This window comes from Pacificibacter marinus, from assembly GCF_018860505.1.
In the GTDB taxonomy this organism is placed as follows: domain Bacteria; phylum Pseudomonadota; class Alphaproteobacteria; order Rhodobacterales; family Rhodobacteraceae; genus Celeribacter; species Celeribacter marinus_B.
In genome coordinates, this window is sequence record NZ_JAHKPU010000006.1 from 25,776 (window position 1) to 45,729 (window position 19,954).

At 52.8% G+C, this 19,954-nt stretch carries 21 protein-coding genes and 1 riboswitch; of the genes, 18 read left to right on the forward strand and 3 right to left on the reverse strand.

Features of this window, described 5'->3' with window-relative positions; genetic code table 11:
- Positions 1-14: 14 nt before the first annotated feature.
- From KO503_RS00700 to KO503_RS00710, 3 genes are all read right to left on the reverse strand, one after another.
- Positions 15-521, reverse strand: coding sequence for a hypothetical protein (locus KO503_RS00700; protein ID WP_215989677.1), 507 nt, complete (start codon positions 519-521; stop codon positions 15-17).
- Between the two features lie 138 nt (positions 522-659).
- Positions 660-1,088 (reverse strand): FKBP-type peptidyl-prolyl cis-trans isomerase, encoded by a 429-nt coding sequence (locus tag KO503_RS00705; protein WP_215989678.1) that lies wholly within the window; start codon positions 1,086-1,088, stop codon positions 660-662.
- 170 nt (positions 1,089-1,258) lie between these two features.
- A complete protein-coding gene (locus KO503_RS00710; RefSeq protein WP_215989679.1) occupies positions 1,259-2,119 on the reverse strand; it encodes a glycosyltransferase family 2 protein in 861 nt (286 codons plus the stop codon).
- Positions 2,120-2,356: 237 nt separating this feature from the next.
- Between KO503_RS00710 and miaB the strand changes: the two genes are divergently transcribed.
- From miaB to trpB, 18 genes are all read left to right on the forward strand, one after another.
- Positions 2,357-3,718, forward strand: coding sequence for a tRNA (N6-isopentenyl adenosine(37)-C2)-methylthiotransferase MiaB (miaB, locus tag KO503_RS00715; RefSeq protein ID WP_215989680.1), 1,362 nt, complete (start codon positions 2,357-2,359; stop codon positions 3,716-3,718).
- 257 nt (positions 3,719-3,975) lie between these two features.
- Positions 3,976-4,548 carry an OmpA family protein gene (locus KO503_RS00720; protein WP_215989681.1) on the forward strand — a complete coding sequence of 191 codons (573 nt, stop codon included), beginning with the start codon at positions 3,976-3,978 and terminating at the stop codon, positions 4,546-4,548.
- 11 nt (positions 4,549-4,559) lie between these two features.
- Entirely contained in the window at positions 4,560-4,892 is a 333-nt protein-coding gene (locus tag KO503_RS00725) for a hypothetical protein (protein ID WP_215989682.1), read from the forward strand.
- 198 nt (positions 4,893-5,090) lie between these two features.
- A complete protein-coding gene (locus tag KO503_RS00730; protein ID WP_252730880.1) occupies positions 5,091-6,134 on the forward strand; it encodes a PhoH family protein in 1,044 nt (347 codons plus the stop codon).
- A 76-nt stretch (positions 6,135-6,210) separates the two neighbouring features.
- On the forward strand, positions 6,211-6,705 hold the full coding sequence (gene ybeY / locus KO503_RS00735; protein ID WP_215989684.1) for an rRNA maturation RNase YbeY: 495 nt from the start codon (positions 6,211-6,213) through the stop codon (positions 6,703-6,705).
- A 42-nt stretch (positions 6,706-6,747) separates the two neighbouring features.
- Complete coding sequence (locus tag KO503_RS00740; RefSeq protein ID WP_215989685.1) at positions 6,748-7,743, forward strand: transporter associated domain-containing protein; 996 nt, start codon at positions 6,748-6,750, stop codon at positions 7,741-7,743.
- A gap of 49 nt (positions 7,744-7,792) precedes the next feature.
- Positions 7,793-9,244 carry an apolipoprotein N-acyltransferase gene (gene lnt, locus KO503_RS00745; RefSeq protein WP_215989686.1) on the forward strand — a complete coding sequence of 484 codons (1,452 nt, stop codon included), beginning with the start codon at positions 7,793-7,795 and terminating at the stop codon, positions 9,242-9,244.
- A gap of 37 nt (positions 9,245-9,281) precedes the next feature.
- A riboswitch (SAM-SAH riboswitch) is annotated at positions 9,282-9,333 on the forward strand.
- Positions 9,334-9,340: 7 nt separating this feature from the next.
- Entirely contained in the window at positions 9,341-10,522 is a 1,182-nt protein-coding gene (gene metK, locus KO503_RS00750) for a methionine adenosyltransferase (RefSeq protein ID WP_215989687.1), read from the forward strand.
- Positions 10,523-10,622: 100 nt separating this feature from the next.
- Positions 10,623-11,087: a preQ(1) synthase gene (gene queF / locus KO503_RS00755; RefSeq protein ID WP_215989688.1), complete on the forward strand. Its 465-nt coding sequence runs from the start codon at positions 10,623-10,625 to the stop codon at positions 11,085-11,087.
- A 109-nt stretch (positions 11,088-11,196) separates the two neighbouring features.
- Positions 11,197-11,934: a tRNA (guanine(46)-N(7))-methyltransferase TrmB gene (gene trmB / locus KO503_RS00760; RefSeq protein ID WP_215989689.1), complete on the forward strand. Its 738-nt coding sequence runs from the start codon at positions 11,197-11,199 to the stop codon at positions 11,932-11,934.
- Between the two features lie 116 nt (positions 11,935-12,050).
- Positions 12,051-13,400, forward strand: coding sequence for a 3-phosphoshikimate 1-carboxyvinyltransferase (gene aroA, locus KO503_RS00765; RefSeq protein ID WP_215989690.1), 1,350 nt, complete (start codon positions 12,051-12,053; stop codon positions 13,398-13,400).
- 67 nt (positions 13,401-13,467) lie between these two features.
- On the forward strand, positions 13,468-14,076 hold the full coding sequence (locus KO503_RS00770) for a (d)CMP kinase (protein ID WP_215989691.1): 609 nt from the start codon (positions 13,468-13,470) through the stop codon (positions 14,074-14,076).
- A gap of 170 nt (positions 14,077-14,246) precedes the next feature.
- Positions 14,247-14,879 carry an NAD(P)H-dependent oxidoreductase gene (locus KO503_RS00775; protein WP_215989692.1) on the forward strand — a complete coding sequence of 211 codons (633 nt, stop codon included), beginning with the start codon at positions 14,247-14,249 and terminating at the stop codon, positions 14,877-14,879.
- A 266-nt stretch (positions 14,880-15,145) separates the two neighbouring features.
- A complete protein-coding gene (rpsA, locus tag KO503_RS00780) occupies positions 15,146-16,822 on the forward strand; it encodes a 30S ribosomal protein S1 (RefSeq protein ID WP_215989693.1) in 1,677 nt (558 codons plus the stop codon).
- 373 nt (positions 16,823-17,195) lie between these two features.
- Entirely contained in the window at positions 17,196-17,477 is a 282-nt protein-coding gene (gene ihfB / locus KO503_RS00785; RefSeq protein ID WP_085848881.1) for an integration host factor subunit beta, read from the forward strand.
- A gap of 10 nt (positions 17,478-17,487) precedes the next feature.
- Positions 17,488-17,835, forward strand: a complete 348-nt coding sequence (locus KO503_RS00790) for a lipopolysaccharide assembly protein LapA domain-containing protein (RefSeq protein ID WP_215989694.1) — start codon at positions 17,488-17,490, stop codon at positions 17,833-17,835.
- 9 nt (positions 17,836-17,844) lie between these two features.
- A complete protein-coding gene (locus tag KO503_RS00795) occupies positions 17,845-18,486 on the forward strand; it encodes a phosphoribosylanthranilate isomerase (RefSeq protein ID WP_215989695.1) in 642 nt (213 codons plus the stop codon).
- Positions 18,487-18,650: 164 nt separating this feature from the next.
- A complete protein-coding gene (gene trpB / locus KO503_RS00800) occupies positions 18,651-19,898 on the forward strand; it encodes a tryptophan synthase subunit beta (protein WP_215989696.1) in 1,248 nt (415 codons plus the stop codon).
- The last annotated feature ends 56 nt before the right edge of the window (positions 19,899-19,954 follow it).

Sequence of the window (19,954 nt, forward strand, 5' to 3'; positions counted from 1 at the left end):
GTGTTTTTGATTGATTACGTGGTAGGGACGAACTTTGCCAATCCACGTAGCCAAATTTTAATCGCGGCCTCGATCCCCTCATCCTCAAAAGTTTCCAATGCACGCGGCGTCCAGTGTTCTGGCGTAATTTGGCTCAGCCAAAGGCGGCGTTCTTGTTCTTGCAAAGTGGGCAAGGGCAGGGCACTGGCGGCTTCAAGCAGTTGTAGCACAGATTGCACCGCACGCATTTGCCGAAACGCGTCCATCATTGGGGCCGTCATTTTGGGATCATCGCGCCATGTGATGTCAAACAGCGCTGTAACCCGCTGCCCAGCGCCCAAACATTGATAGGCGACACAGCCAGAATACCCCTGTGATGTCAGGTCTTTATGGATGGCGCAGTCAAAACCAGACAGATTATGACAGGGCGTTCCTGCCGTTTTGTCATGAGCAAAGCTGTCGCCTTGATCAAAGGCCAAAGACAGGCAACATAGGGCGGCGCAATTGGCGCAATCAGACGTGAAATCTATAGGTTTTATCATCTGAAAAATCTGTCATCCCATGGCATCTGAGGCAATAAAAAAGACGGCCCGCCGCGACGAGCCGTCTTAAATCTAAGGTCGGTACATGCGCTGCCCCTTAAACCGCAAGGTCTAAGATCACCCGCGCGCCGTTAACCTTTAGGCGATTTCAACAAGCTCGATGTCGAATGTCAGGTCTTTTCCTGCCAGAGTATGGTTCGCGTCCAATGTCACGACGTCTTCGCCGATAGATACAACACTCACAGGGATCACTTGGCCTTCTGGCGATTGCATTTGCAATTGCATCCCGACTTCGAGTGGAATTTCAGCGGGGATCATTTCGCGTGGCACATCTTGTTGTGCTTCGTCTTGACGTGGGCCGTAAGCCTCTGCTGCAACAGCGACGATGGTTTTCTTTTCGCCAACAGTCATGCCAACCATTTCTTTGTCCATGCCCACGATCACTTGGCCTGCGCCAACAGTGAATTCCAATGGGTCACGGCCTTCAGAGCTGTCAAAAACAGTCCCGTCAGTAAGGGTGCCTTTATAGTGAATGCGAACTTTGTCGCCGGATTTGACTTCGGACATCAGAAAACTCTTTCGATTTTGGGGTGAATTGTGAGGCCGCTTAAAACCTATGTGGCGCGGGTGCTCAAGATTGGCGGCTAGGATAGGGAACTTATTCTGGATGTAAAGCAGGCAGCATATTCAAGTTCACAGGCGTCGCCATATAGTGAGGTACGCCAAGTATGCGCAGTCTAAAACCATTGCCCCGGTTCCATCAGTCCTAAATCCAGCAGCTGCTGCGAGTGCCATTCGAATTCGACAGAGTTGTGCCAGCGAAAGGTGTGGATATCAAACGCAGACCCAGCGTTGGCTTTCAGTGCTTTTGCGGTGCGAAAACTGCCGATGGCGGCGGTGATGTTATGATGCCATGGGCATGAAAACGTGTTGTATTCTTCCATGTTGAATGTGTGGTCTTCACGCAGCTCCAACCCCTTTTGGGATTTGAAAATGGCGATGCGATCAATGCGGCGTCGTGCGGTCGGCATGTGTTCTTCAAACCGCCACCGCAGCCCGCCGTAAAAGTCGAGCTGGCGCTCTTTGGGGCCCTCAGTGCTTGAACGACCCAGAGCATAATAGCCAGATTTGTCCAGATGCGCATCCTCAAGGGACACAGCGTTGGGGGCCTCATCCAAATTGCCTGCATATAAGTCCACCACATAGGTGAGCATCCCAAAGCGGCGCTCTTCTGTGTGAAAGGTCAACATGTCGCCGACAGTCCGGTTTTCGCAAAACGGATAGAATAGATATTCAGCGTTGTAGCAGTAGTACATCCATATGTCGGGCGCCGCTTTGATCAGGGCGTTGACGGCATTGGTCAACATATTTGGCGCGCGGGTGTCGTAAGTGACGCGATGAATTTTCAATTCAACAGCCGGTGGCAAGGTCATTGTCTCGGGGCCAAACAGGATCAACGACTTGAACCCCAAAGACAAATGATGACGCAAGCAGGTGTCGATCTCGATCAAATCTTCAGCAAAAATGATCGCCACAGGCCCTTTGGCCAAAGCGTCGGTGCCGCTCTTTAGAAAAATCTCTAAGCTATCAAAACGCATCATGTCTCCTGCACACCACATCGAAGTGTTGCCGTTTTCGGTAAAAAAGCCATGAACTACATAGGATTGCAAGTGTTAGAGCCGCAATCTGTGGCGCAATATTTGGCAAATGGGTCTCAGTGGTACGCTATTGTGCGCTGATGGCCGGATGGGCGCGCGGACAGTGGATTGCAAGGTGGCGCGCTTTTGTGTAGCTAGGCCCAGCAAATACACCTCCTAAACGCACGGATCAATAGCATGTCTGACCCCAAGGCTGATACAAAAGCTGAACTTAAAAAGCTGTTCGTAAAAACCTACGGCTGCCAGATGAACGTTTATGATTCAGAGCGTATGGTCGAGGCGCTGGGCGGATCAGGATATACCGAGGTCAGCAGCCCCGAAGAAGCTGATATGATTTTGCTCAACACCTGTCACATTCGCGAAAAGGCAGCTGAAAAGGTCTATTCAGATCTTGGGCGCTATAAAGACATCAAGCTGGCGAATCCGAATTTGAAAGTCGGTGTGGCGGGCTGTGTTGCGCAGGCCGAGGGTGAAGAGATCATTCGGCGCCAGCCCATGGTCGACTTGGTTGTAGGGTCACAGGCCTATCACCGTTTGCCCGAATTGGAAGCCAAAGTGGGCAATGGCGTCACGGCTGTCGATACGGATTTTCCAGAGGTCGACAAATTTACCGCTATGCCCAATCGCCCCAAAGCGCGCCGTGCGCCAGCGGCATTTTTGACGGTGCAAGAAGGCTGCGATAAATTTTGCGCCTTTTGTGTTGTGCCCTACACGCGCGGAGCCGAAGTGTCGCGCCCCGCGGACCGCGTTTTGCGTGAGGCGCAAGATTTGGTCGAACGTGGCGTGCGTGAAATTACGCTTTTGGGCCAGAATGTTAATGCCTACCATGGGCAAGTCTCTGGTGGATCAAAGGACACATGGGGCTTGGCAAAGCTCATTCGTAATTTGGCGAAAGTCGATGGGTTGGAGCGCATTCGTTTCACCACATCGCATCCCAATGATATGGAAGACGATCTTATCGCAGCGCATGGCGATTGCGATAAATTGATGCCGTATCTGCACTTACCGGTGCAATCTGGGTCAAACAAAATTCTCAAAGCAATGAACCGCAAGCACACGGCCGAACAATACATTCGTTTGATGGAACGTATGCGCGAGGCGCGTCCCGATATGGCTTTGTCCGGTGATTTTATTGTCGGCTTTCCGGGGGAGACCGACCAAGATTTCGAAGACACCATGGCGCTTGTGCGTGAGGTGGGCTATGCCTCTGCGTACTCATTCAAATACTCTGCGCGGCCGGGGACCCCTGCTGCTGAAAAAGACGATAAAATGGTCGATCATGACGTGGCCATGGAGCGTCTGCACCGCTTACAAGCGCTGATTTCTGAGCAACAATATGCATTCCAAGAAAGCATGGTTGGCCGCGATGTGTCGGTGTTGTTCGAGAAAAAAGGCCGTCTTGAAGGGCAGATGATCGGGAAATCCGAGTATCTTCATGCGGTCCACGCCCCTGTTGAAGGCGTGGAGATTGGCGATATTCGTACTGTGAGAATCACCCAAAGCAAGACGAATTCTTTGGAAGGCAAGTTGATCGACTGATCACGGTCTCTCCAATAAGGCATCGTTTCCACGGCCATGCAGAGAAAAAAAGGTCTCGATGCTTTACGTAACGTCGACAATGTGACGCAATTTTAGTGACCGTTGCGGATATCGACACGATATGTGGTGAATTTTCTTCACAATTCTACGAAGTTTGCTATCCTGCACATATATTTGTGAGTAGGGCATCAAAACGTGGTTCATGTTAAGGTGTAGAGTAAAATACTCCGAAAGCGTTAACAAGGGAGACTGAAGACGTGGTAAACGAACTTCTTTCTAAAGGACGAGCAGTACTTGCGGGCTCTTTGATCGCCGCCACGGCTTTCGTTGGAACTGCCGCGCAGGCACAAGTAATTTCTGGTACAGTGAATGGCGAACGCTATGCACCAACCATCTGGATTGACCCAGATGGGTGTGAGCATTGGGTCATGGATGACGGCGTTGAGGGCTATATGGACCTTAAAGTTGATCGTCAGGGCAACCCAACCTGTCACCCCGTTCAGGCCTGTGCTGTTATGAATTCAGATCAGCTGTTCGCAACAGATAAATATACGATTTCTGCGGCGGGTCGCAAACGTTTGACTGACTTCTTCGCGCAAGCGGGGGCCACAGCTTACACAATCATCGGTCACACCGACAGCCGCGCATCAGACGAATACAACATGCGCCTCAGCTATAATCGTGCCAATGCCGTTGCAAAAATCGCAGCTGGCACAGGCGCGCGTATCGCGGACGTTCGTGGTTACGGTGAGCGTATGCCAATCGCGTCTAATGGGACGGGTGCAGGCATGCAAAAAAACCGTCGCGTTGAAATTATCTGCATCAAGTAAGGAGCGAAAGAATGAAAGCTATCAAAGTTATTGCCATTCTTGGTGTCGCTGTTTCCTTGTCAGCCTGTGAAAACGTTGTGACTGAAAGTGCGGGTGCCGCCTTGGGCAGCAAGCAAAACAAAACAGTCGATCGCGGATTTGATTCCAAGCACCTGTCGCAATTGCAAGCAGGTATCTGGATCGATCCAATCGGGTGTGACCACTGGATCATCGATGATGGTGTCGAGGGCTATTTGTCCCCACGCGTCGATAAATACGGCAAACCAGTTTGTTCTGGGTCCGCCGCGCCAAACACAGCGATTGGTCCGTTTAAATCAGGGTCCGTCTTTGGTGATCCTATCTAACGATCTAAACGTTAAGATTTTCAAAGCCGCTCCTTTGGGGGCGGCTTTTTTATGATTTTCGGGGGATAACTGTGCTGTCACAATGACCAAGCATGCGCCAAATTTTGCGCGACTGTGTGAATATTTTGTATCATGGCTTGCGCTGACCACAATCCCTTGGCACCATTAGGGTATAGCCCTTTAGAGTCGGAGAGACATTTGGCCACCAGCGTGCTGACACCCCCGCGAACACAAGACAACGGTTTTGAAACTCTGCTTGAGTTTGATGACAACCGATCGCTTATAGATTTGTGCGGCGAATACGACCGCAATTTGGCGCAGATCGAAACCAATCTTTCGGTTCAGATTGTACGGCGCGGGAATATCTTGGCCGTGATGGGCGAGGAAGAACCACGCGCATTGGCCTGTTCAACCCTGACAGAACTTTACCTGAAATTGGACGCTGGACGCGATATCGATGAAGGCGAGATTTCTGGAACCATTCGCATGGGCAAAGGCAATAAATCTCAATCTGGCAAGGCCGATGCGCGCCGTGGTGACGGGGCATTCCCAGCTGACCAAATAGAGATGTTCAAGGGCGCAGGCTCCGAGATTAAAACGCGCAAGAAAACAATCGAGCCACGCACCCAAGCGCAAAAGGCCTATGTAGAAAGCCTGTACAACAACGAATTGGCATTTGGCATCGGGCCTGCGGGTACGGGCAAAACCTATCTGGCTGTGGCTGTTGGTGTGAACATGTTCATCAACGGTCATGTGGATAAGATCATTCTCTCGCGTCCAGCTGTGGAAGCGGGCGAGCGTTTGGGGTTCTTGCCCGGCGATATGGGTGAAAAAGTCGATCCTTACATGCAGCCGCTTTACGATGCCTTGGATGATTTTTTACCCGCCAAATTGATTGCCAAGCTTAAAGAAGAAAAGACCATCGAAATCGCCCCGCTGGCGTTCATGCGTGGCCGCACTTTAAGTCGTGCTTTTGTTGTTTTGGATGAAGCCCAAAATGCCACCACGATGCAGATGAAGATGTTTTTGACGCGTCTGGGCGAAGGCTCGCGCATGGTTATCACGGGGGACCGCACGCAAATCGACTTGCCACGGGGCATGGCTTCGGGCTTGCGCGATGCTGAACGGGTTTTGTCAGGCGTTAAAAAGGTCTCGTTCAATTACTTTTCCTCGAAAGATGTGGTGCGCCATCCGCTTGTGGCGGCAATCATTGAGGCCTATGAGGCTGATGAGGCAACGTAAGCAGGCTGATGAGGGCAAGGCGCCAAGCGCAGCGAGTTTGTGCGCCAATTCAGTTTGAACATAGGGCACTTTGCATATGCAAATAGACATTGATATCGCCGATGCCCGCTGGGATGCGGCGCTCGACCTTGAGGCCATTTCCGGTGTGGCCATGAATGCGATCTGTGCACGTTTGGGTCTTGATCCTGATGATTGCGAGGTCTCTGTTTTGGCTTGCGATGACATACGTATCAAAGAGCTGAACGCGGATTTTCGTGAAAAGGACAAGGCCACCAATGTGCTGTCTTGGCCTGCTCTCGAGCGTGGCGCAGATGAAGGCTGTGTTCCCGATGTGCCTGAGGCCGATGTTTTCGGTGCGATTGAACTGGGCGATATCGCGATTTCTTACGATACATGCGAGACGGAAGCACGTGAAACAGGCAAGCCATTCGAGCACCATGTGACACATTTGATCGTGCATGGGATACTACATTTGCTGGGTTATGATCACATAAGTGATGCAGATGCAGCGCTAATGGAACAACTTGAGACAGAACTACTTGAAACTTTAGGTATACCTGACCCATATTAGGGCACTAGGCCGCATTTCGGCTATCAATTTTGGAAAGGACGCATGGGCGACACCGAGCCTGGGTCTTCTACGGCAGCGCAAAGCGCGCGCCCAGACCCCAAGAGACTCTCAGAAATGAGCCTCTCCCCGACGCAAAACACACCTGATGTGTATGGCCCTGTGCCACAAGCTTCTAAACCAAGCTGGATCACGCGTGTATTGTCTTCATTCTCATCATCATCCGAACACGATGTGCCCAGCACAACGGTGCCGCAACAGCGCGAGCCGGTGCAATTACAACGTTTGGGTATGATGAACCTGCGCTCTAAGCGGGTTGACGATGTGGCTGTGCCTAAAGCGGATATGACGGCCGTGCCCTCTGACATCAAAAAAGATGATCTGGTAAAAGTGTTCCGCGAAAGTGGCAACACGCGCTTGCCTGTGTATGATGGAACGCTCGACTCGCCCGTTGGTCTCGTCCACCTTAAAGATTTCGCGTTGACCCACGGATTTAATGGCAAGGGCGAAGATTTCGATTTGTCGAAAATGCTGCGTCCGTTGATCTATGCACCGCCTTCTATGCCCATCGGGGTGTTGCTGACCAAAATGCAATCGGATCGTATGCATATGGCCTTGGTCATCGATGAATACGGCGGGGTTGACGGGTTGGTTACGCTCGAAGATTTGGTCGAACAGGTGATCGGCGAAATCGAAGACGAACATGACGTTGAAGAAGACGAATACTGGACGCAGCAGGGCGATGGTATCTATGTTGCTTTGGCCAAAACACCGATGGATGAGTTCGAGAATGAAATCGGATTGCGCCTGACGCCAGACGATGCGGATGAAGAAATAGACACGCTTGGTGGCTTGGTGTTTTTGTTGACGGGGCGTGTGCCTGTGCGCGGCGAAGTGATCCCACACGTATCTGGGGCCGAGTTCGAAATCATCGATGCAGACCCGCGCCGGATCAAGCGCATTCGGGTGCGCTTGCCCAATGCAGCCAAAGCTCCGAAGGCACAAGTCCTGACTGTTACGCCCGAAACGGAACAAGCCTAACATGTCGGCGGCACAGCGCCTTTTTAGCGCTGTGCGAGCGCCGCGCAGCATGGCGTTTTTTGCTGGTCTAACTGGAGGGCTTGGGCAGGCACCTGTTCAGGCTTGGCCTATTGCGTTGATAGGGTTGTGCATTGCTGCCTACCTTTGGGCTGGGGCCAAAACGCCCCGTGCTGCGGCGGCGCTGGGCTGGTGGCTTGGCTTTGGCACGTTTTTAAGTTCCATCTTTTGGATCGCAGAACCTTTTCTGGTTGAACCGGCGCGTCATGGTTGGATGATCCCTTTTGCACTATTTGGCATGGCTGGCGGCTTGGCCCTGTTTTGGAGCGCAGCCTTTTATTGCGCCAAACGCTTTGGCGCAGGGCTTTTGGCGCTCACGGTCTTTTGGTCGTTGACCGAGTTGTTGCGCGGCTATCTGTTCACCGGTTTCCCTTGGGCCTTGCCTGCCTATATTTGGCTCGACAGCCCCGTGGCGCAGATTGCTGCGTTTGTCGGGCCTTATGGTTTGACGGCTTTGACCTTTGGTCTGGCCGCACTGGGGGCGCAAGCTTACTTGGCGCGCAGCATGTATGCGACGATGATGCCGGTGTGTGGGCTCGCTGCCGTGTTTGGCCTTGGTATGTGGCAGCTCAACCAACCTGTACCCGCGAATACGCCCCATAAATTGCGAATCGTACAGCCCAACGCGGCGCAGCATCTCAAATGGGATCCTGCTTATATTCCGATCTTTTTCGAACGCGCTTTGGATCTCTCTGCGCCAGAAGGGGCCGATTTGGTCATTTGGCCTGAAACCTCTGTGCCCGCGCCGCTTTATGCGGCAGCGAGCTATCTTGATCTGGTGGCTGAACGCTCAGGAACCGCGAAAGCTGTCGTCGGCTTGCAACGTGTTGAGGGCTTTCAGGGGTATAATTCTGCCGCGGTGATCGGCGCGAGTGGCGCAGTCGAGGCGATTTATGACAAACGCCATTTGGTGCCGTTTGGTGAATATATGCCTTTGCCAAAGATTATGAGCGCCATAGGTTTGCGCACGTTTACGGCGCAGGCTGGTTTCGGGTTTTCTGCAGGCCAAGACGAATTGCTGTTCGATTTTGGCGCTGTGGGAAAAGCCCTGCCATTGATCTGTTATGAGGCGATTTTTCCACGTGATGCCCGCAGTGTCGAGCGCCCAGATTGGTTGTTACAGATCACCAATGACGCATGGTTTGGAACTCTCACAGGGCCGCAGCAAAGCCTTGCGCAGGCCAGATTTCGCGCGATTGAAACGGGTCTGCCGATGGTGCGTGCGGCCAATACTGGCATATCTGCGATCACCGATGCGCGTGGCCGTATTCAAGCGTTTATCCCTTTGGGGCAGGCGGGGGCTGTGACCGCAGCGCTGCCAGCCCCATTGCCGCCTACGTTCTATGCGCGCCACGGCGAACGGGTCGCTTTGGGTCTGTTAAGCTTTCTTGCGCTATGTGCATGGCTGTTGCCACTTAAAGAGCGATTTCGAAAAACCGTTTGACCCGACCCAGACCGCGCTATATCGCACTTAACATATCGGCCCGCCACAACGGCTTCCTGACGTGATGGGCGACATGAAATAACGGAGCACCACCCCATGTCTCGCAAAGATTATATTTTTACCTCGGAATCTGTATCCGAAGGCCACCCCGATAAAGTGTGCGATCGCATCTCTGATGCCGTTCTGGATGCATTTTTGACCGAAGAACCCGAAGCACGGGTTGCAGCGGAAACATTTGCAACCACGGATCGTGTTGTGATCGGCGGCGAAGTTGGCTTGTCTGATTCCGCAAAGCTCACCGAATACATGGGCAAAATTGACGGTATCGTGCGCGATTGTGTACGCGACATCGGTTATGAGCAAGATAAATTCCATTGGAATACGCTCAAAGTATCCAACTATCTGCACGAACAATCGGCCCATATCGCCCAAGGGGTTGATGCGGCAGGCGACAAAGACGAAGGCGCTGGCGATCAAGGCATCATGTTCGGCTATGCCACGGATGAAACCGAGGCGCTTATGCCCGCGCCGATCCAATATGCTCACGCTATTTTGCGCCGTTTGGCGGAGGTGCGCAAAGACGGCACCGAGCCACGCTTGGGCCCTGATGCGAAATCGCAATTGTCGGTGCAATACCGCGATGGCAAACCTGTCGGCATTTCATCCTTGGTCTTGTCCACGCAGCACCTAGACGAAACCATGTCGTCCGCGGATGTGCGCGAGCTGATCACGCCCTATATTTTGGAAGTCCTGCCTGAAGGTTGGATCACCCCAGAAACCGTGTGGCATGTGAACCCAACAGGTAAGTTTGTCATCGGTGGCCCTGACGGCGATGCGGGTCTGACGGGTCGCAAAATCATTGTCGACACATATGGCGGCGCAGCACCGCATGGTGGCGGTGCGTTTTCTGGCAAAGACCCGACCAAAGTGGATCGTTCTGCGGCCTATGCCGCACGCTATTTGGCGAAAAACGTTGTCGCGGCTGGCTTGGCCAAGCGCTGCACGATCCAATTGTCCTATGCGATTGGCGTTTCTGCGCCTCTGTCGATCTACGCCGATCTACACGGCACCGGCGATACGGCCCCCGCGCTGATCGAGGCAGCCATTCCAAAGGTTATGGATCTTACACCACGCGGCATTCGCACCCATCTTGAGTTGAACAAGCCGATCTATGCACGCACAGCGGCTTACGGCCACTTTGGTCGATCCCCTGAAGCGGATGGCGGTTTTTCGTGGGAACGTACCGATTTGGCACAGGCCTTGATCAACGCGATCTAACGTATGCAGTTCCATTGATTTCAAAGAGGGCGGGGGCAACCTCGCCCTTTTGCTTTGTGTGATGCGCAGCTAGAACGGGTAAAAATGTTAAAGGTGATCTATGGTTCAAACAGACACAAGCAAACTCACGCAACTTGGTGGTGCGACCGACTTGCCCAATTCACCACAAGATGCCGAGCTTGAGCGGGTGCCACATACACACGCTGGCGAACGCTATACGGTGCGGTTTACGGCGCCCGAGTTTACGTCACTCTGCCCAATGACAGGTCAGCCTGATTTTGGTCATCTGATGATCGACTATGTGCCGCGTAAATGGCTGGTCGAAAGCAAGTCGCTTAAACTGTTTTTGGGATCGTTTCGCAATCACGGTGCGTTCCATGAGGATTGTTCTGTCTATATCGGCAAGCGTTTAACGGAATTATTGGATCCTGAATGGCTGCGCATAGGCGCTTATTGGTATCCGCGTGGCGGTATTCCGATTGATGTGTTTTGGGCCTCTGGGCCAGAACCCAAAGACCTATGGATTCCCGAACAGGGAGTGCCGCCATATCGCGGACGCGGCTGAGTCTTTTGTCAGTGTTGGTGCAGCGAGGCGGGGACAGGTTTTACTTTGACATATCCTTGATGACAGCCAGTGGTTGCCGCCGCGCCAAAGCCCTGATAAATCGCTGCTCATGACCGATGAGAACACACCCAAAAAGACGCCTCCTGGCGCACACCAATCTGGTGCCCCTTGGCGCAATTTCTATGGGCGTATCCATGGGAAAACGATGAACCAAGCACAAAAAGATTATCTTGTTGAGGATCTGGATGCACTGTCGCCTGGTGGGGTGGGTTGGGATGTTAATCCTGATCGCACGCCCATCGATATGGCCACCAAATTCAAGGGCAAACCTGTTTGGCTTGAGATTGGATTCGGTGGCGGCGAGCATTTGGTACATATGGGCGAAACCTATCCGCAGGTCGAAATCATCGGTTGCGAACCGTTCATGAATGGTGTCGCGATGCTTTTGGGTAAAATTCGCAAACTCGGCACGCAAAACGTCTGGGTACATCCCGGCGATGTGCGCGATCTGTTTGATGTTTTGCCTGATGAGAGTCTTGAAAAAGCATTCTTGAACTATCCTGACCCTTGGCCAAAATCACGGCATCACCGTCGGCGTTTTGTGACGCAAGAACACTTGGTGCCGCTGTTTAAAGCGATGAAACCGAGCACAGAATTTCGTGTTGCCACGGACATTCCTGATTATGTGCGTCAAACGATGGAAGAGGTGCCAAAGGCGGGCTTTGTCTTTGAGGGCGACCCGAAAGATCTGAGTGAGTCTTGGCCAGATTGGATTTCAACGCGCTACGAGCAAAAAGCACTACGCGAGGGCCGCACGCCGCATTACATGACGTTCCGCCGCCCATAAGGGCGGGACGCCAAAGTTGGCTTTATGACGACGACGTGGATGGACCCTATTTTCTGTTTGCGCTATCAGTTTTACAAATGATGTATCAGCGCAGCGCGCTGCATAAGGAGAGACCCATGTCCGGCCACGGCACCCCTATCCCGATGATGTCCCGCAAATCTGGCCCTTTGTCAGGCGTGGCCTCTGTGCCGGGCGATAAATCTATTTCGCACCGCGCATTGATTTTTGGCGCGATGGCAGTGGGTGAGACCAAGATCACGGGCCTGCTTGAAGGCCAAGATGTGCTGGACACGGCCAAAGCGATGCAAGCGCTGGGCGCGGATGTCGTGGATCACGGCGCGGGCGAATGGTCCGTGCATGGTGTTGGGGTTGGTGGCTTTTCCGAACCTGACAATGTGATCGATTGCGGTAACTCTGGCACCGGTGTGCGCTTGATCATGGGCTGCGTTGCCACGTCACCTTTCGCTGTGACCTTTACTGGCGATGCCTCGTTGAGCAAACGCCCTATGGGGCGCGTTACCGATCCGTTGGCCTTGTTTGGCACAACGTCTGTTGGCCGCTCTGGTGGGCGTTTGCCGTTGACACTTGTGGGCACTGGTGATGCGACGCCTGTGGAATACACCACGCCAATGCCATCCGCGCAGGTGAAATCTGCCGTACTTTTGGCGGGACTAAACACCCCCGGCAAAACTGTGGTGATCGAAAAAGAAGCCACGCGCGACCACACAGAACGTATGTTGCGCGGCTTCGGGGCTGAGGTCGTGAGTGAAAAGGTGGCTGAAGGCTATAAAATCACCCTGACAGGTCGCCCCGAATTGAAACCGCAAGTTGTCGCCGTTCCGCGTGATCCAAGTTCTGCTGCCTTTCCTGTCTGTGCGGCTTTGATTATCGAGGGGTCTGACATCTTGGTGCCTGGCGTGAGCCAAAACACCACGCGCAACGGGTTGTACACAACGCTGGTTGAGATGGGCGCGAATATCACATTTGAAAATGAGCGCGAAGAGGGTGGCGAACCTGTTGCTGACCTACGGGTAAAATATTCTCAACTCAAAGGCATCGAAGTGCCGCCAGCGCGTGCAGCATCGATGATCGATGAATACCCAGTTTTGTCTGTGGTTGCGTCCTTTGCGACAGGCATCACTGTGATGAAGGGCGTCAAAGAATTGCGCGTGAAAGAAAGCGATCGCATTGATGCGATGGCGCGCGGTTTGGAAAAATGCGGTGTTCAGATCGAAGAAGATCAAGACACGCTGATCGTGCACGGATGCGGTCCCAATGGTGTCAAAGGGGGCGCGACTTGTGCCACCTTTATTGACCACCGCATTGCGATGTCGTTCCTTGTCATGGGGTTGGCCTCAAATGAACCGGTTTCCGTTGATGATGGGTCCCCCATCGCAACTTCTTTCCCTGTGTTCGAGACACTTATGGCGGACCTTGGCGCATCCATTCAGCGGACAAAGGACTGACGCAAAACTTTGACTTGCACTCCATTGGACCGCTTGCAATGTTTAACGCCTAAATAGGGGAAGACGCATGAGTTTTTGTGTAGCGATCGACGGACCTGCCGCAGCAGGCAAGGGCACAGTGTCTCGTGCCGTGGCCGAGGTTTTTGGCTTTGCGCATTTGGATACAGGGCTTTTGTACCGCGCTACAGGGGCGAAAACCTTTGAGGGCTTGTCCCCTATCGAGGCAGCGCAAACCCTGACAGCCGAAGATTTGCAACGCGATGATTTGCGCTCGGGCGATGCAGGCCAAGCGGCCAGTCGCGTGGCCGCTATTGCTGAGGTGCGCGAGGCTTTGGTTGATTTTCAACAAGCTTTTGCGCGTCGCTCTGGTGGCGCTGTTTTGGATGGGCGCGATATCGGCACGGTGATTTGCCCTGACGCCACTGTAAAACTTTACATCACTGCCTCAGATGAGGTGCGCGCCACACGCCGTTTTGATGAATTGATTGCTGCGGGCGAGAACACCACCGTCGAGCAAGTTTTGCACGACCTTCGTGAACGTGACGAACGTGATTCCGCTCGCGCCGCAGCGCCGCTTAAGCCAGCGAATGACGCGACCATCATCGACACTTCAAACATGAGCATCGAAGACGCCATCGCGCAGGTGGTGGCTTTGGTCAAGCTCAAGCAAAGATAAGCGTACTGAAAATGAGCCTTGCAGCTTTGACGTGATCATGTTGATTACGCACCTCTCGCCGCCATGATAGAGAGGCTGTGCGAGAATGCAGAGGTGTTTCTTATTGATATTTAGCATGATGGGCGTAGGTGCAGTGTTATATTTCAACGACATACACAGAAGAGGCATCAATGCTCAAAGATCTTATGCAATGGCGCTACGCGACCAAAAAATACGACCCTTCTAAGAAAATTCCTGCGGACCAACTTGAAGCGATCTTAGATGCGATTTCTCTAGCGCCGACGTCATCAGGGTCTCAGCCTTTTGAGGTCTTTGTGGTCAGCGGCCAAGAGGCACGCGAAGGCATTCCAACCATGGGAATGAACGAGTCTTTGATGGCAGATTGCTCTCATGTCTTGGTTTTCGCCGCTTGGGACAATTACACAGCGGAGCGCATCGATGCGGTACGCGAGCGCGGTGAAGTCGCACGTGGCGGCCCGACTGAAATGGCGACGGCCTATTATGAAGGCCTAAAAGCTCTGTATCTTTCTTTGCCTGAAGCCGTAAATGCGGGTCACGCTGCGCGTCAGGCTTATATCGCGCTCGGTTTTGCAATGTTGGCCGCAGCAGAACAGGCCGTTGATGCAACCCCGATTGAAGGTTTTGATCCGGCGGCTGTAGACGAAGCACTTGGATTGGCCGCGAAAGGCCTGAAGTCTCAAGTCATACTTGCGTTAGGGTATCGCGACGAAGCGAACGACTGGTTGGTCAATTTGCCAAAGGTCCGCAAGTCACGCGACGAGATGTTTACCTTCGTAGAATAAGCGCTTTTGTCATGCGGGGCAGGGCCAATAGGTCTTGCCCCTCTTGCTATCAGGTCGGAAAACACCTATACGCGGCCCTGTCTAAAGACCGTAAAGAGTCGCAGATGTGGTGAGTAGAGCCGGGGGAATGCCTCAGGCTCTTTTTGTTTTTGTGTGTTCACCATCATGTGCGGCGCTCAATGTCGGCTTGGGATGCAATGAAACTAAGACCCGTGGAAACAACCACGAGGCCCGAATATACGTTTTGAAAAGGAAATTGAGACCACATGGCTCAGAACATCACTATGGAAGACTTCGAAGCTCTTCTCGCGGAAAGCTTTGAAATTGACACACCTCAAGAAGGGTCTGTCGTAAAAGGTAAAATCATCGCAATCGAAGCTGGCCAAGCCATCATCGATGTAGGCTACAAAATGGAAGGCCGCGTTGATCTTAAAGAATTCTCCAACCCGGGCGAAGCTCCCTCCATCGCTGTTGGCGATGAGGTTGAAGTGTTCCTCGACCGTGTTGAAAACGCACGTGGCGAAGCTGTTATTTCTCGTGATAAAGCGCGTCGCGAAGAAGCATGGGATCGTCTTGAAAAAGCTTACGCTGCTGAAGAGCGCGTTGACGGTGCTATCTTTGGTCGAGTCAAAGGCGGCTTTACAGTTGACCTCGGCGGCGCCGTGGCCTTCTTGCCAGGTTCCCAAGTTGACGTACGCCCAGTGCGTGACGCTGGCCCATTGATGGGTCTCAAGCAGCCGTTCCAGATTTTGAAAATGGACCGCCGCCGTGGCAACATCGTTGTATCACGTCGTGCTATCCTTGAAGAATCTCGTGCAGAACAGCGCGCTGAAGTCATCGGCAACCTCACTGAAGGTCAAGCTGTTGAAGGCGTTGTTAAGAACATCACCGAATATGGTGCGTTTGTTGACCTTGGCGGCGTAGACGGTTTGCTCCACGTCACTGACATGGCATGGCGTCGTGTGAATCACCCATCCGAGATCCTCACAATCGGTGAGAGCATCAACGTTCAAGTGATCAAAATCAACAAAGAGACACACCGTATCTCCTTGGGCATGAAACAATTGCAAGACGATCCTTGGGATGCTGTTGAAGCGAAATTCGCTCTCGAAACAGTTCACATGGGCCGCGTGACAAACATCACTGACTACGGCGCATTCGTTGAGCTTGAGCCAGGTGTTGAAGGTCTCGTACACGTTTCTGAAATGTCTTGGACAAAGAAAAACGTACACCCAGGCAAAATCGTTTCTACATCACAAGAAGTAGAAGTGATGGTTTTGGAAATCGATTCTTCCAAACGTCGTGTATCTTTGGGTCTCAAACAGACTCAACGTAATCCATGGGAAGTGTTCGCTGAAACACACCCAGAGGGCACACAAGTTGAAGGCGAAGTTAAAAACATCACCGAATTCGGTCTGTTTGTTGGCTTGCCAGGCGACATCGACGGCATGGTTCACCTCTCTGACCTGTCATGGGAAGAGCGCGGCGAAGATGCGATCCAGAACTTCCGCAAAGCGGACGTTGTTAAAGCGGTTGTCACCGAAGTTGACGTTGAGAAAGAGCGTATCTCTCTCTCCATCAAAGCGCTCGACGACAGCTTCTCTGGTGCAGTTGAAGGCGTGAAACGCGGCTCTATCGTGACTGTCACTGTGACAGCGATCGAAGAAGGCGGCGTTGAAGTTGAGTACGAAGGTGCGAAATCCTTCATCCGTCGTTCCGACCTTGCACGTGATCGCGCTGACCAGCGTCCTGAGCGTTTCAACGTTGGCGATAAGCTTGACGTACGCGTGACCAATGTGGACCAAAAGACACGTCGTCTTGGCCTGTCCATCAAAGCACGTGAAATCGCTGAAGAAAAAGAAGCGGTTGAACAGTACGGTTCTTCTGACTCAGGTGCGTCTTTGGGCGACATCCTTGGTGCAGCTTTGAAATCTGAAGACTAATATCGCGCAAGCGAAATACTCTTATCCATTTGACGGCCCTGCGTTTTGCGCGGGGCCGTCTTTCGTTGATCAGCTCATGTGACCGGAATGCGCGACGTACTGCATGACGCCAGATTGCTGAAATCAGCACCGGATCTGCGCCAGAGGTGCGAATCGCAAAGACACGAATTGAAATCTTTGTGCCGCCAAACGACGGACGCAGGTGTCAAAACAGTGTTTTGTCAGAATTTAGGCCCAAGATCAGCGCATTAGAGGTCAAAAAATCGCCCTGACCGTTAAGGAAACTATTCCACGATGCAAATTCGCGTCCTATAGTCTTGGAAGCTAGCTATGCTTAAAAAGCGAAGCACCAATTTTTTAGGGGGACCTTTTCATGATCCGATCTGAACTCATTCAGAAGATCGCAGACGACAACCCGCATCTATACCAACGGGACGTCGAGCGGATCGTGAATACGATCTTTGAAGAAATTATCGAAGCTATGGCCAAAGGCGATCGTGTCGAGCTGCGCGGTTTTGGCGCGTTTTCAGTTAAGAAGCGCGATGCCAGAATGGGGCGCAATCCACGGACTGGCGAAAGTGTTCCTGTTGATGAAAAACATGTTCCGTTTTTCAAGACCGGTAAATTGCTCCGTGACCGTTTAAACGAAGAGTAAGGAGCGCCCAATGCGCACCATCCGCTATGTTTTCCTCGCGGCGCTTGCTGTCGCGCTTATCACGATTGCTTTGGCAAATCGTGCCGTTGTGACACTTGACCTTTTGCCCGCTGAGTTGGCAGACTACTTGGGTGTTGGTTACTCAGTCTCATTGCCGATGTTCATCGTCATTTTTGGCGCGATCATCGCGGGGCTGTTGATCGGTTTCGTTTGGGAATGGATGCGCGAGTACAAACACCGTGCAGCCGCCACCAAGCATCGCCGCGAAAAAGATAAACTCGCGCGCGAAGTGTCTAAGCTCAAAGTCGCCAAAGCGAAATCAGAAGGCGACGAAGTGCTCGCTTTGCTCGACGCATAAGTCTGACACATGGACACTCGCGTTAAGATTTGTGGGCTGAAAACGCCCGAGGCTGTTGCGTCTGCCGTTGAGGCGGGCGCGCAGTACCTTGGCTTTGTGTTCTTTGAAAAATCCCCCCGCAATGTATCCGTGCCTGTGGCGCGCGATCTGGCTTTAGATGTGCCTGTGGGCGTGGCCAAGGTGGCCTTGGTTGTAAATGCGACGGATGAAGAGCTGGACCGCCTGATGGGCGAAGTGCCGGTCGATATGTTGCAACTTCACGGCGCAGAAGACTTAGAGCGAGTCAAAGCGATCCGTGCGCGCTATGGCCTGCCTGTGATGAAAGCTGTTGGCGTCTCTACACCACAAGACATCCAAGCGCTCGATGCCTATGGCTTGGTTAGCGATCAGGTTTTGGTGGATGCCAAAGCGCCAAAGGGCGCGGCTTTGCCCGGTGGCAATGGGCTGAGTTTTGATTGGCGGCTCATTTCCAAACGTGGCTGGAACGCGCCTTGGATGCTGGCTGGCGGATTGACACCCGACAACGTTGTGCAAGCCATTCAACTGACGGGTGCGAAACAGGTGGATGTATCCTCAGGTGTTGAAAGTGCTCCGGGGGTTAAAGACCCTGTTAAAATACGCGCGTTTATCAAAGCCATCCGCGCAGCTTGATGCCCTTAAAATGCCCATGCCCAGATCGCGGGCGTTTGTTTGAGTATTTTGCCCACCATAATGCTGCATCGCTTTACCGCCCCGCACCTGTGCGCTACATCCTTCGGGACTGATAAGAATTTTCGTATGACGCCGCATGTGTGGCATACTTTGGGAGCCTCCAGATGAACGATCTTTTCAACAGCTTTATGAATGGTCCCGATGAAAAGGGCCGCTTTGGCAACTATGGCGGGCGCTTTGTGTCTGAAACCTTGATGCCATTGATCCTCAGCCTTGAGGAAGAGTTTGAAAAAGCCAAAACCGACCCAAGCTTTTGGGCCGAGATGGATCATTTATGGAAGCATTACGTGGGCCGTCCAAGCCCGTTGTATTTCGCTGAGAACATGACCAACGAGCTTGGCGGTGCGAAGATATACCTCAAACGCGACGAGCTAAACCACACCGGCGCGCATAAAATTAACAACGTGTTGGGCCAAATCATTTTGGCGCGGCGCATGGGTAAGACTCGCATCATCGCTGAAACGGGCGCTGGCCAACACGGTGTGGCGACGGCAACCGTCTGTGCTAAGTTCGGTCTTGAATGCGTGATTTACATGGGCGCACATGACGTTGAACGCCAAGCGCCCAACGTGTTCCGCATGAAATTGCTCGGCGCTGAAGTGGTGCCTGTAACCTCTGGCCGTGGCACGTTGAAAGACGCGATGAACGATGGATTGCGCGATTGGGTCACGAACGTTCACAACACGTTTTACTGCATCGGGACAGTGGCGGGGCCGCACCCTTACCCTGAAATGGTGCGCGATTTCCAAGCGATCATTGGCAAAGAAGTCCGCTGGCAGCTGCCTGAACATGAGGGCGAGGGGCGTTTGCCTGATACAGTGATCGCTTCCATCGGTGGCGGGTCCAACGCGATGGGGCTGTTCTACCCGTTTTTGGATGACGACAGTGTGCGCATCATTGGGGTCGAGGCTGGCGGCAAAGGCGTGAATTCCAAAATGGAACATTGTGCCTCTTTGACTGGCGGACGCCCTGGCGTTTTGCACGGCAACCGCACCTATTTGCTACAAGATGACGATGGTCAGATTTTGGAAGGGTTCTCGATTTCTGCGGGGCTTGATTATCCTGGTATCGGTCCTGAACACGCATGGCTACATGATACCAAACGCGCTGAGTATGTGTCCATTACCGATAAAGAAGCGCTTGAGGCGTTCCAATTCTCGTGCCGCACCGAAGGCATCATTCCAGCGCTTGAGCCGTCCCACGCCTTGGCTCATGTGATGAAAATTGCACCAACATTGCCAAAAGACCACGTGATCGTCATGAACATGTGTGGACGTGGTGACAAAGATATTTTCACCGTTGCGCGTCACTTGGGCATGGAAATGGGGGCTGAAGGACGCGACGTTGAATAACATCGTCGGAGACGTTTAAATTTTAAAACGCGAGGCATCTAATGTCTCGCGTTTTG